We start from the raw sequence: 13,242 nt of genomic DNA on the forward strand, positions 1-13,242 counted from the left end.
TTTTTGCAATGAAAACAGTAAAGAGAGGTAAATGATGTTAGGAGAGTTGATTCATTCGGTTTTAGTTTTTTTAGAAGGACTTGGTTATTGGGGAATTATGCTTGGATTAATGCTAGAGGTTATTCCAAGTGAAATCGTATTGTCTTATGCAGGTTATTTAGTATCAACAGGAAGCATTACATTTTGGGGCGCTGTCGCGTTTGGTACAATTGGTGGTGTAATTGCACAACTATTCATTTATTGGATCGGTCGATACGGAGGAAGACCTGTTCTTGAGCGATATGGAAAATATATTTTAATTCAGAAGAAACATATTGATTATGCTGAAGATTGGTTTAATCGTTACGGAACTGGCGTTATCTTTACCGCACGTTTTATTCCGGTTGTGCGTCATGCTATTTCGATACCGGCGGGTATTGCAAAAATGTCACATGCTAAGTTTATTACGCTAACTACATTAGCTGTTATTCCGTGGTCAATTGTGTTTGTATATTTAGGGTTTAAATTAGGAACAGAGTGGGAAAGCATTAATAAAGTTGCGGGGCCATATGTGAAATACTTTGCACTTGCTGCTATTGTTTGTGCAATTGGTTATTTTGTATTAAAAAAAGTGATGAAAAAAAAGTGATTACGGAAAAGGAATCTATGTCGACATAGGTTCTTTTTTTATTGGCATTTTTTCAAGGATGAAAGAATACGTTTAATATTTACCATATTGTGGCATACATATAGAAAAAGGGTGCTTGGAAAGGGGAATAAAGAGAAATGGAACTCCAGTTTCAAAATGTATATCAACAGGTAGAGAATTGGTATGTGTTGGATTCGGAGCTTCATTGGGATGTCAAAAAGCTGAGAGAGGATTTGTTCTCTCTTATTGAAGCATGTAAAACGCCCGTTATTTTTTGTGATACGTGTGATGCAAACGATGTGCTTCTATCATTAGGGGAAGAGGAAGAAGAATTCCTATTCCCAGTAGGTGGTTTTTATCATAAAGAAAGACAATTAATTTTTGTTTGTATGTGGGAAGAGTATGAGCAGGTGCTCAAAACACTACTGCATGAGTTTCGTCATGCGATGCAGCATAAGAGAGAAGTATTGTATGTTGGAAGTGAAGTGTACGAAGATAGATGGATTGAAAAAGATGCGAGGAAGTTCGCGGAGAGGAAATTGGATGAATATAAGAATAGAAAGTTAATGTAAAGCATAGTGGAGAAATAGCGCTGTGCTTTCTTTATACTTATTAAAAATAAGTATTTGACTTTTATAAAGTTTAGTTCTAAACTAATGATATGAAACGAGCGAGGTGATGAAATGAAAACAGAAGATAGACTCGGATTACTATTATGGTTTCGTTTATCACGCTTTTATAATAAGAGTATTCGTGAGACGAATCAGCATTTGAAAGAATGGAATGTATCTGCCGCTCAGTTTGATGTACTAGCTCAAGTTGGAGGGCATAATCGTCTAACGCAGCAAGAGCTTGGAAATAAGCTATTTGTTACGAAGGGAAATATCACGCAGCTTTTAAATAAAATGGAGCAGCTAGAGTGGATTCGTCGTGAACAAGAAGGTACTACAAAATATATTTCGTTAACAGAAAAGGGAAAAGTTTTATATGAAGAAATCGTCCCGCCTCAAGAAACATTCCAAGCGGAGCAGTTTCAAAAATTAAATGTAGAAGAACAACATCAATTATTACAATTACTAAAAAAATTACAGTGAGAAAAAATTTTAAAATAAATCCCGAATTCGATATAGTATGAGGTGAAGGATATGTTTAGAAAAGTTGATCATAAAAATATGGGCAGAGCAAATCATGGTTGGTTAAATACACATTTTCATTTTTCTTTTGCCAATTACTATAATCCAAATAACATGAACTTCGGAGCGTTACGTGTTATTAATGATGATCTAGTAGCGGCACAAACTGGTTTTGATATGCATCCGCATCGTGATATGGAAATCATTTCGTACGTTGTAGATGGTGCTTTAACACATGAGGATAGCATGGGGAACCGCGGAACAATTGAGCGAGGACATGTTCAATATATGAGTGCTGGCACAGGTGTATTTCATAGCGAGCATAATTTAGGAAATGAAACACTACGTTTATTACAAATTTGGATTTTACCAGATCGTGCGGATCATAAACCAAACTATGGTGAGTTTAAATTTGATTGGAGCGAGCGTGAAAACGAATGGTTCCATATGGTATCTCCAGTAGAAGGAGAGGCACCAATTCAAATTCACCAAGATGCAAATTTATATTCTTTATCGTTAGATGCCGGAAAAGAAATTCATTTTCCTGTGCGAGAAGGCCGTCAATTGTATCTTGTTCAAATTGAAGGAAGCAGTGTAATAAATGGTGAAACGTTTGTTATGCGTGATGCAGCAGAATCTGTAGAAGAAGATACTCACATTCAAGCGAAAGAGCAATCACACTATTTAGCAATTGAATTGAAAAAACAATAAAAGGCTTATAGAAAAGAGTACATCTGATAGGATGTCCTCTTTTTTGATTGGAATTATCTGAAAAATGTTTCTCAAATTTTCGGTAGAGGTATCGGCTGTAAAAATCAGAATTTTATAAAAGTGTCAAAAATCTTTATGGGAATGGGGAATGTTATAGTGAAAAAGCAAGTCATTTCATCAGCATTAGCGTTAACTGTTATCGCCGGGGGATTTGGAGCGTTTGGGGCAACGACAACGAAAGCGGAAGAACAAAAAATTCAATATCATCAAGAATTTAAAACACCTGCATACATAGGTGAAGAATGGAAAGCACCGGAAGGACTAGATAAAAAAGAGACGGTCTTTCAATACTTAGAGAGTAAGAAAGATATGTTTAAATTAGCAGGAAATATTGAAAAGCATTTTAATATCGTTGGAGAAGAAAAAGACGCTGAATCTGACACGACACATGTGAAGCTAGTTGAGAAACATAATAACATTCCTGTGTACGGTTCTGATCAAACTGTTACACTTGATAAAGAGAATAATGTAAAAGCATTCTTCGGACAAGTTATTCCGAATTTAGATGATAAAAATATCCCTGCATCTGCAAGCATTAGTGCGGAACAAGCAGAAACAATTGCAAAGGCAGATATTGAGAAAGAAATTGGTAAAGTAAAGAATTATGACGGTGTGAAAAAAGATTTATTTGTATATGAAAAGGACGGTAATTACTACCTTGCATACTTAGTTAAGGCATCGATTTCAAAACCAGCTCCAGGGTATTGGCATTATTTTGTTGATGCAACAAATGGAAATGTTATTGAGAAATATAATGCTGTAGATCACGTTACAGGGTTTGGCTACGGAGTATTAGGTGCTAGACAATCATTTGAAATTGCCCAAGATGAAAAAACGGGAGTATTCAACTTATTTGACGGTAAACGAGGACAAGGTATTCACACATTTGATGCAGAAAATATGGATGAAAACTTGTTTAATTTATTCTCACAATGGCTTGGATATACAGGCGAAGAAGTTGAAAGTAAATCTAAGTTCTTCGAAGATAAAGCTGCAGTTGATGCGCATGTAAATGCAGGAAAAGTATATGATTACTACAAAAAAACATTTAATCGTAACTCTTTCGATGATAAAGGTGCGAAGCTTATTTCAACTGTTCACGTAGGGGAGAGCTGGAATAACGCAGCTTGGAACGGTGTGCAAATGATGTATGGTGATGGCGATGGAAAAACATTCATTCCATTATCTGCTGGACTTGATGTTATCGGTCACGAATTAACGCATGCTGTAACTGAACATACAGCAAACCTTGTTTATAAAAATGAGTCAGGGGCGTTAAATGAATCGTTATCCGATATTATGGGTGTTATGGTTGAGAAGAAGAGCTGGGATTTAGGTGCTGACATTTATACACCTGGTAAACCAGGCGATGCACTTCGTTCACTAAAAGATCCAGCGTCTATTCCAAACCCATTAAAACCAGGTGAAGGTTACCCAGATCACTATAGTAAACGTTATACTGGAACAGCTGATAATGGTGGCGTTCATATTAACAGTAGTATTAATAATAAAGCTGCTTATTTAGTATCTGAAGGCGGAGATCATTACGACGTGAAAGTAGCTGGAGTGGGCCGTGAAGCGACAGAAAAAATTTACTACCGCGCTCTTACGAAATATTTAACTGCAAACTCTGACTTCAAAATGATGCGTCAAGCTGCTCTTCAATCAGCCGAAGATTTATACGGTAAAGATTCTAAAGCTGTACAAGCTGTAACGAAAGCTTATGATGCAGTAGGCGTAAAATAATAGGAAAAAAACCTGACTAGAATGTCAGGTTTTTTTCTTTATCCCGCTATTTGCAGGGCAGTAAGACCCCCACCTCAAAATTCATCGGAAGCAAAGAAGTTAGGTGGGGGCCCTGCTGCCCGTAAAAGCCTGATTGGTGAGGGCTGATAATCAGTGGGGAATGAACAAAACCCCCACGGAATAAAGTTTCACTTTATTCCGCTAGTCGCGAATACCTAATGCGATTTTCGCCATACGTGACATACGTTCTTTCGACCACGGTGGATTCCAAACGACATTTACTTCTATTTCATTAACTTCAGGTACGTTTGTTGATAATACTTTTTTAACGTCTGATACGATTTGCCCAGCCATTGGACAACCGATAGAAGTCATAGTCATCGTAATGACAGCATTATTATTTTCATCTGCTGTAACATCATACACTAATCCAAGATTAACGATATCAACACCTAGTTCAGGGTCAATAACAGCTTCTAAATTATCCAATAATTTATTTTCAAATGCTTCTTGTGACATAAGCAGCCCCTCCTATATTTTAATGATATCGATTCTCATTATAACGGAAATGAGCATAATGTGCAGGAAATGAGCTCAAAAAAAATATCCCTCTTTGAAAGAGGGATATTTTTTGAAAATCTATTCTGTTTTAAAATGAGATACGAGTTGATCTAACTCTTCAACTGTTTGTTTCATTTTTCCAGCAGTTACTGTCATTTCATTCATAACGATAACTTTCTGTTCAGCAGATTGTGCCGTTGCGGCGGTTTCGCTGGATACTTCAGTCGAGATAGAAGCGATGTTATTAAGTGAAGCATTCATTTCTTCAGCACTTGCAGCCATCTCTTCAGCAGTTGCTGATATGTCTTGCATTTGAGTAGATACTTTATTTACTTGTTCTACAATTGTTGTGAAAGAAGTACCAGCTTCACGAATAACATGAATGCCTTCAAATGCTTCAGAACGGCCTTGAGACATCATAGAGCTAGCAGTTTCTGTATCATTTTGAATTTGATGTAGTAATTGATTAATGTCTGTTGCAGCTGTTTTAGATTGTTCAGCAAGCTTTCGAACTTCGTCAGCTACGACAGCAAATCCTTTTCCTTGCTCGCCAGCACGAGCTGCCTCAATAGAAGCATTTAAAGCAAGTAAGTTTGTTTGCTCAGCGATATTAGAAATAGATTGTACAGCGGTATCGATATATTTCGTATGAGTGATTAGACGTTCAACCACTTCTGACGTAGCATTTACAGCTTCGTGTATCGTTGTCATTTGTGAAACGGATTTTTGGATAATGGTACTTCCATCGCTAGCATGTTCAGATGTGGCAACAGCAAGTTCCGCTACAGATGAAGCAGATTCAGCAATACGTTGAACACTTACTGCCATATCGTCCATTGCAGTTGAACTTTCTTCCATACTAGAAGTTTGTGATTGAATACTTGCGTTTAAGTTAGACATTGAGCTTTGGACTCTTACTGTCGCCTCACGTGATGTATTCGTTTTTTCTAGCATGTTTTCAGAAGCGGTTTGTACTTCCACTGATGTTTTTTGAACACGATTAATAATATGTTGTAGGTTTTCTAACATTTTATTAAATGATGCTGCGATAGCACCGATTTCATCGTTGCTATTTACTTGTAGACGTGCCGTTAAGTCACCTTCTTGAGAAGCTAACTCTTTTAGTTTCGTGTCAATTTGTTGAATTGGTTTCACAAGTTTACCAGAGAACCACCATGCAAGAATAATTGCAGCGACAATACAAATAACAAGTGATAAGAAAATAACATATTCGATTAAGAGTGCAGATTGGTCAATTTTTTCAATAGATTGTTCACGTAATGTAGCTTGTTCATTACTATAATTTGTGAAGTCACCAATTACTTTATAGACAGTTCCGTTTTCTGAAGAAGCTACTTGTAAAGCTTCTTCCCATTTTTGTTCTTTTGCAAGAGTGAATACTTTTTCTTCAACGAACTTTCTCCAAGTAGACCCTAATTCCATTGTGCTTTTTACGGATGAAGAAAGATTTGGATTAGAAAGAAGTTTATCTTTTGAATCCTCAAGACGTTTACTCATCTCATTAAACTTGTCTAATTCGACTTGATCATGTTGTAGTAAATAACCTCTTAAAGCAGAGAGCTGTACTTGATAAGCATCTCCACGTTCTTTCAATTCTGTTGCCAGTGGAGAAATTTCTTTTTGTAATGTTTCAGCTTTACGAGATTGGTCAATAGCAAAAAATAAAATAAATGCTAAGGCGATACCAAATAAAGCGCAAATCGTTCCCATCATGAACATAAGTTTTTTTCTGATACTTACAAAATTCATATGATAAAAAGCCTCCTTTGTGAAATCTTAGTATTAGAATTAATTAATGTAAAAAATGAAAGAAAGCTTTACTCCAGTTGGAATAAAGCTTTCTTATTTCCTTTAGGAATTATAGCAGACGGAATGAGAGATAGAAAGATATATTTTAAAGTGAAAAAAGAGAGACTGTAAAACTTTCTTTCCTATACCTTTGAGCTTGTGTCATTTTCACTTTAAGCGTTTGTTTTGAAATGAGAAACGAGAATTTCAAGTTCTTGTACGATTGTTTTCATTTCAGATGATTTGTTAGCCACGATACTCATTTTGTTTACTTGATCACCAGCTGAATGTGCTGTTTGTGATGTTTCTGCAGCAACTTCGTTTGAAATAGAAGCGATATTATTTAAAGCTGCGTTCATTTCTTCAGAGCTTGCAGCCATCTCTTCAGCAGTTGCAGACATTTCTTGCATTTGCGTAGAGACTTTGTTAATGTGGTTAACAATTTCTGAGAATGAAGATCCAGCGGTACGAATAACCGTAATTCCTTCAGAAGCCTCTGCTTGACCTTGTGTCATCATGTCATTTGCTATTTTTGTATCGGCTTGAATTTGATGCAGTAAATGGTTAATGTCAGTTGCGGCTAGTTGAGATTGTTCAGCAAGTTTTCTAACTTCATCAGCAACAACAGCGAATCCTTTGCCGTGTTCACCAGCACGAGCTGCTTCAATAGAAGCATTTAAAGCGAGTAAATTTGTTTGCTCGGCGATATTAGAAATAGATTGAAGTGCAGTATCGATATGATTTGTATGTGTAATGAGTCGCTCAACTACTTGTGATGTAGCGTTAACAGCTTCGTTAATTGTATGCATTTGTGTAATAGATTTCTCAATGACTTTATTCCCATCATCTGCTTTTTCTGAGGTTGTGACAGCTAAACTAGTAACAGAAGAGGCGGCCTCAGCAATACGCTGAACACTCGTTGCCATGTCATCCATTGAGGTTGAACTTTCTTCAATGCTAGAAACTTGTGAACGAATATTGTGTTCAAGAGCATTCATAGTTTCTTGTGTCCTTGCGGTATTTTCCATAGAAGCGGTTGTTTCGATAAATACATTTTCGGAAGCTTCTTTTACACTTGTTGATGTTTGTTGAACTTGTTTTATTATATGCTGTAAGTTAGTGAGCATTTGATTAAAGGAATTTGCAATGTCACCAATTTCATCTTTACTCGTTACGTGTAATCTAGCCGTTAAATCTCCATCTTGAGAAGCTAATTCTTTCAACTTCTCATCAATTTGTCGAATTGGTTTAACGAGTTTACCAGAGAACCACCATGCTAATAAAATAGACGTTAATGTACATGTAATGAGTGAGAAGAAAATAATATATTGAATAAGTGATGAAGAAGACTCGACGTCAGCAATTAATGCGTCACGTTTCTCATTCTCTTCATTTGTATATTTATTAAAACGACCTAACAGATCATTTACATAATCTGTTTGTGCTAAAGCAATTTTAGATGCTTCGTCCCATTTTCCTTCATGCGCAAGAGGTAGTACCTCATTATCTATGACGCTACGCCATTTTCCTCCCATTAAAATGGCTTCTTTCATTCCTTCTGGGAGCTTCTTGTCACTTGTTACTTTCTCTCTAGTATCAGCTAATTTTTTCCCTTCTCGGTTGAACTTATCTAATCCTTTTTGATCATGTGATAGCAAATATTCTTGTAAACCAGCAACTTGTGCCTGGAACCAATCGCCACGTTCTTTTAAAATCGTCGCTCTTTTCGATACATCATTTTTTAACGTTTCGATTTCACTTGCTTGATTCATGGCGAATGAAAGAATAACAATAAGAGCAATGCTAAATAAAGAAGAAATGCTTAAGAGTGTGAACAGTAGTTTTTTTCGAATACTAACATATTTCATCGTTACCCCTACCCTCATTTAAACTGTTTATTATGATTTATAGATATTTGAAGCGAAATTAATAAAAACATTATTATGAAGTTATTAATCTGTTCAATGAAAATTATAGCAGATAATGGAAGGAGTCAGATTGGTATTAGAAAAAGTTCTTAAAATGTATACATTTGTATATCATAAAATCCATAAATAAATATTAGAAATGCTATTGAAATTTGAAATAACATCATGTATACTTCTAATTAGTTGATAACGATTATCAGTATCAACTAAAACATTACTCTTCGTTATGTTGGTCATACCCCTTTTTGACGACGTAAGTCAGAGACGAAATGTTGAAATATCTTGTGTCCTATTCTACAGAATTATGGTAATCTCCAACCTCAACTTATATGCGCGAGCATGCAAAAAGGATCCTATCCGTGAAGGGATCCTTTTTTGCATGCTCGCGCAATTATTGTATATAGACCGGGTATTTGTTCTTCAATTCCTTCTGGGGCAGTAGAAGGGAAGACCCACTTTTGATGAGGTCCCTGTTCTTCAATTAGTTTTTCAATCTTAAAATGTTCTTCGGCGAGTGTTGTAATAATTTCTCCTAATGTCCAGCGACGGATGGTTGTTTTCGGTAACGATTCTTTCTGCGCTTCTGTAAGAAGAATGCTATAAGCAACATCATCTTCAATCAATTCTTCATCGAAATAATTTCCATTGGCCCGAAACGATGGGTGGTCTACTCCTAATAGCTTTGTGTATATTGGATGGTAATCGCGGAGGATAAGTATTCCATCTGGCTTTAGTAGTTGAGAGATTTTGGTGAAAAGTGGTTTTAAATCTAGAAAGTAATGAAGTACACCAAGCTCCAGTAATACGATATCAAATGATTTGGAGAGATTTACATCTAGTACATCAGAAACGATGTAATGAATAGAAACGCCTGCGGCATCAGCAAGTTCATTTGCATATTTTGCATTACTTGCTGAAATATCAACAACTGTTACGTCAGAGCCTAAAAGGGCGAGAGCAACGGCCTTATTCCCTTTTGATCCTAGTAAATTAATAATACGTTTTCCTTTCGGAGATTGTATGTAAGGTAAATAGTGATCTACCTCGCGCATAGGGTCTTCCATGATTTTTTTCGCATAATCCTCCGGTGCCCCATGGCGATTCGTCCAAGCTTCATAAGCAGCTGTATTCCAGCTTTTTTCATTAATAGTGCTTAGTTGTTTTTGGTTCAATGTTATCACTCCTTTTGTGAACGTATAGTTATTCGGCAGGGGGATGGGATTTCCTTTTCTTTCTGAATAAAAGTTTGATTTTTCTGTGATTAAGTCGTACAATACTTTTTATACGTAAAAGCGTTGAAAAGGAAAAGTAGGATGAACACATTCTTTCCAGAGAGCTTCGGTAGCTGAGAAGAAGCAAGAATATTCATTTGAACAATGGCCTTTGAGCTTCGTCCTGAACTTATCAAATGATAATAGTAGGCGGCGACGAGAGTTGGTACTCGTTATCAAAACCACAGTATAAGAGCATATAGCTCCGTACTTGTTAAGGCTAATTATGTGAGTAATTGGCGAAATAAGGTGGTACCGCGACTGTTTATACAGCCCCGCCCTTATCTTTTTTAAGATAAGGGCGGGGCTTTTTTATATTTAAAAGGAGGAATGTAAGATGAGTATTTTTATTGGAGGCGCTTGGCCGTATGCAAATGGCTCGTTACATCTTGGTCATATTGCGAGTTTGTTACCTGGAGATATTTTAGCACGTTATTACCGGGCAAAAGGTGAGAATGTGTTGTATGTTTCGGGCAGTGATTGTAATGGAACACCGATTGCAATTAGAGCAAAACAAGAAGGTGTGACAGCAAAAGAAATTGCTAATAAGTACCATGAAGAATTCCAGCGATGTTTTCGTGATCTCGGTTTTACGTATGATTGCTATACACGTACCGATAGCGAGCATCATCATGAAACTGTTCAAAAAGTTTTTTTACGTTTATTGGAAGAAGGCTATATTTATAAAAAAACAGTGGAACAAGCGTACTGTAAAACGTGTACGCAGTTTTTACCGGATCGTTATGTAGAAGGAATATGTCCACATTGCCATGAAGCAGCAAGAGGCGATCAATGCGATGCGTGTTCAGCTATTTTAGATCCACTCGATTTGTTAGAAAAGACATGCAAGTTATGTGGTAGTACACCATCTGTAGAGGAAACAGAGCATTTTTATTTTGCATTGCATACATTTCAGCAGCAAATTAAAAAAGTTGTAGAAATCGCAAAAGAAAAAGGAACATGGCGTGATAATGCAATTCAATTAACGGAAAGATATGTAAAGGAAGGGTTACAAGATAGGGCTGTATCAAGAGATTTACCAATCGGGGTACCAATTCCAGTGAAAGGGTATGAAGATAAGAAAATTTACGTATGGATAGAAGCAGTGGCAGGATATTATTCAGCGAGTAAATATTGGGCTGAAGAAACAGGAAAAGATGATCATGAGTTTTGGAATAGCGATGCGCAAACATATTATGTACACGGCAAGGATAATATTCCATTTCACTCCATCATTTGGCCAGCGGTTTTACTTGGAATAGGAGAGGAAGCAATCCCGCGTCATATCGTTTCGAATGAGTATTTAACAGTTGAAAAAAGAAAGTTATCTACGAGTAAAAACTGGGCAGTATGGGTGCCTGACATATTAGAACGTTACAATCCAGATTCTATTCGTTACTTTTTAACAGTAAATGCACCAGAAAATCGTGATACTGATTTTTCATGGCGTGAATTTATTTACAGTCATAATAGTGAACTGTTAGGTGCATACGGGAACTTCGTGAACCGGACATTAAAGTTTATTGAAAAATATTATGATGGCATTGTGCCGCAGGGAACTATCAATGTAGAACTGAAGGATAAAGTAGAAGGATTATATAAAAATGTAGGAGAGGCGATTGAGCAAACTACATTTAAGGTGGCGCTAGAAACAATATTCGATGCCGTACGTTTTGCAAATAAATACTTTGATGAGAGGCAGCCTTGGAAAGAAAGAGAAGATAATCCAGTTTCATGTGAAGAAATGATTTATAATTGTATTTATCTTATTGCTAATTTTGCAAATCTCCTTGAACCATTTTTACCATTTTCAAGTGAAAGAGTTCGAAGCACATTGTCGATTGTGAACCGAAATTGGGAACCGCAAAATACGTTGCCGAATAGAATTGATAGCGTGCAGCCATTATTTGAGCGAATCGATGTAAAACAAATTGAGCATGAGATAGAGAAGCTGTATGTAGCGGCAAAATGAGATAGAGAAAAAGACCTTTCAAGTAAATGAAAGGTCTTTTGTTATGCAGTATGATTCTCTTTCTTATCTTTCAAAAAGAAAAGTACAGCAAGGATTACAAGAATAATAGCTGCAATATCATACGTTATTTTAAATGTAGTATTAAAGTTTAAGTACTCTACGAAAGGAGTTTTCACTGCTCCTGCATATATACAAACGGGAATGAGAAGTAAATCGTAAAATTTCTTTTCTTTCATATATCTTATTAGGAAGAAGATACACATAATAGCAAAAAATACGATGCTTAAAATAGTCATTTATACCTCCCGATAAATTTACTTATTTTAATTGTAGTTATATTTTTATCCCGCATTAACGGGCAGTAAGACTCCACCTCAAAATTCAGCGAAAGCGAAGAAGTTAGGTGGGGATCAACTGCCCGTAAAAGCCCGATTGGTGAGGGCTGATAATCAGTGGGGGATGAACAAAACCCCCACTAATTAAAGTTTTACTTTATATAAATTCTGTATTTTTTTCAAGCGCTATGCACGCGATTATGTTTCCTTTCTTTCCTAGCCGTAAGCAGCTGGGGAGTGAAAATTCCAAGCAATATAAAAATAATTCCAATCCACTGCATGAAGGTTACGACTTCATGTACAAGTGTAATAGAAGCGATAATAGCAGTTGGTAATTCAGCTGCACCTAATATCGTGCTAAGTCCTGTTCCAACTTTTGGTACACCGATTGAAAAACAAATGACAGGTACAACAACGCCGAATAATCCGAGGAAAAAAGCATATTTCCATAGACCAGCTTGCAGGGCACCATCTGTTAAAAAGGTCGGCGGGAAGAATAGGCATACGATAAGAGTTGCACTTGTTGTCATAAGAAAGCTTTTCGTATAAGGGGGAACATCTGTAGCAACGCGTCCGCTTGCAAAAACATAGAATGAAAAAGAGACAGCAGCTAATAGTCCAAAGATAATCCCTTTCGTAGAAAAACTTTGTCCGAGGCCTTCAAATATACCACCTGCAAACAATGTACCAGCAAATAAAATAAGGATAGATATGATCTTATCGCGGCTTGGAAATGTTCGATTTGCAATTGCTTCGATAATGACACCAATCCAAGTGAACTGAAAGAGTAGGACGACAGCGATAGATGCGGGTAGCTCTTCTACAGAAATAGCGTAGAAAATTCCAGTCATACTCATTGTTGTTCCGACGGTTAGTAATGAAAAGAATTGTTTTTTTGTTACTTTATGACGTGAAAAGAAAAGAACGAGTAGAAATAGTCCAATCCATCCGAAGACATATTGTCCCCCTAATAGTTGATGTGCTGAAAATCCACTTAGGAATCCGAGTTTGAAAATAGTTGAAAGTATGCCGTAGCTGCAAGCACCGAATAAAACGAGCAATGAATATTTAAACTTATCCATAAAAAA

The 13,242-nt window shown here is 36.5% G+C and carries 12 protein-coding genes and 1 other annotated feature; of the genes, 6 read left to right on the top strand and 6 right to left on the bottom strand.

The genetic code is table 11. The annotated features are described in order from the left end of the window. The first annotated feature begins 34 nt into the window (after positions 1-34). The 5 genes from uptA to nprB all read left to right on the top strand — a co-directional run bounded on the left by uptA (position 35) and on the right by nprB (position 4,278). Positions 35-628: an undecaprenyl phosphate transporter UptA gene (gene uptA / locus ACYFX0_RS24975; RefSeq protein ID WP_000900216.1), complete on the top strand. Its 594-nt coding sequence runs from the start codon at positions 35-37 to the stop codon at positions 626-628. 137 nt (positions 629-765) lie between these two features. Then, on the top strand, positions 766-1,200 hold the full coding sequence (locus tag ACYFX0_RS24980) for a DUF3920 family protein (RefSeq protein ID WP_000422792.1): 435 nt from the start codon (positions 766-768) through the stop codon (positions 1,198-1,200). A 111-nt stretch (positions 1,201-1,311) separates the two neighbouring features. Further along, complete coding sequence (locus ACYFX0_RS24985; protein ID WP_000845462.1) at positions 1,312-1,722, top strand: MarR family winged helix-turn-helix transcriptional regulator; 411 nt, start codon at positions 1,312-1,314, stop codon at positions 1,720-1,722. Positions 1,723-1,773: 51 nt separating this feature from the next. Then, positions 1,774-2,472, top strand: a complete 699-nt coding sequence (locus ACYFX0_RS24990; RefSeq protein ID WP_000488932.1) for a pirin family protein — start codon at positions 1,774-1,776, stop codon at positions 2,470-2,472. Positions 2,473-2,628: 156 nt separating this feature from the next. Beyond that, the gene (nprB, locus tag ACYFX0_RS24995) at positions 2,629-4,278 is read left to right on the top strand and encodes a neutral protease NprB (RefSeq protein WP_000745125.1); all 1,650 of its coding nucleotides are present in this window, start codon (positions 2,629-2,631) and stop codon (positions 4,276-4,278) included. Positions 4,279-4,479: 201 nt separating this feature from the next. On the opposite strand, the gene ACYFX0_RS25000 is transcribed toward nprB, so the two are convergent. The 4 genes from ACYFX0_RS25000 to ACYFX0_RS25015 form a co-directional block, all read right to left on the bottom strand. After that, positions 4,480-4,797 carry a metal-sulfur cluster assembly factor gene (locus ACYFX0_RS25000; RefSeq protein WP_000076424.1) on the bottom strand — a complete coding sequence of 106 codons (318 nt, stop codon included), beginning with the start codon at positions 4,795-4,797 and terminating at the stop codon, positions 4,480-4,482. Positions 4,798-4,917: 120 nt separating this feature from the next. Continuing rightward, positions 4,918-6,609, bottom strand: a complete 1,692-nt coding sequence (locus tag ACYFX0_RS25005; RefSeq protein ID WP_460271991.1) for a methyl-accepting chemotaxis protein — start codon at positions 6,607-6,609, stop codon at positions 4,918-4,920. Positions 6,610-6,821: 212 nt separating this feature from the next. Beyond that, positions 6,822-8,516, bottom strand: coding sequence for a methyl-accepting chemotaxis protein (locus ACYFX0_RS25010; protein WP_000878434.1), 1,695 nt, complete (start codon positions 8,514-8,516; stop codon positions 6,822-6,824). A gap of 413 nt (positions 8,517-8,929) precedes the next feature. Continuing rightward, complete coding sequence (locus ACYFX0_RS25015; RefSeq protein ID WP_001072257.1) at positions 8,930-9,748, bottom strand: class I SAM-dependent methyltransferase; 819 nt, start codon at positions 9,746-9,748, stop codon at positions 8,930-8,932. A gap of 114 nt (positions 9,749-9,862) precedes the next feature. Further along, positions 9,863-10,133, top strand: a binding site (T-box leader). A gap of 51 nt (positions 10,134-10,184) precedes the next feature. Between ACYFX0_RS25015 and metG the strand changes: the two genes are divergently transcribed. Beyond that, the gene (gene metG, locus ACYFX0_RS25020; protein WP_460271992.1) at positions 10,185-11,819 is read left to right on the top strand and encodes a methionine--tRNA ligase; all 1,635 of its coding nucleotides are present in this window, start codon (positions 10,185-10,187) and stop codon (positions 11,817-11,819) included. 41 nt (positions 11,820-11,860) lie between these two features. Here metG and ACYFX0_RS25025 read toward each other — a convergent pair whose 3' ends face one another. Both ACYFX0_RS25025 and ACYFX0_RS25030 read right to left on the bottom strand, forming a co-directional pair. Continuing rightward, entirely contained in the window at positions 11,861-12,115 is a 255-nt protein-coding gene (locus ACYFX0_RS25025) for a hypothetical protein (protein ID WP_000154129.1), read from the bottom strand. A 218-nt stretch (positions 12,116-12,333) separates the two neighbouring features. Next, positions 12,334-13,236, bottom strand: a complete 903-nt coding sequence (locus ACYFX0_RS25030; RefSeq protein WP_000357151.1) for an EamA family transporter — start codon at positions 13,234-13,236, stop codon at positions 12,334-12,336. Positions 13,237-13,242: the final 6 nt, after the last annotated feature.

The sequence above is a fragment of the Bacillus sp. NEAU-Y102 genome, assembly GCF_054788175.1.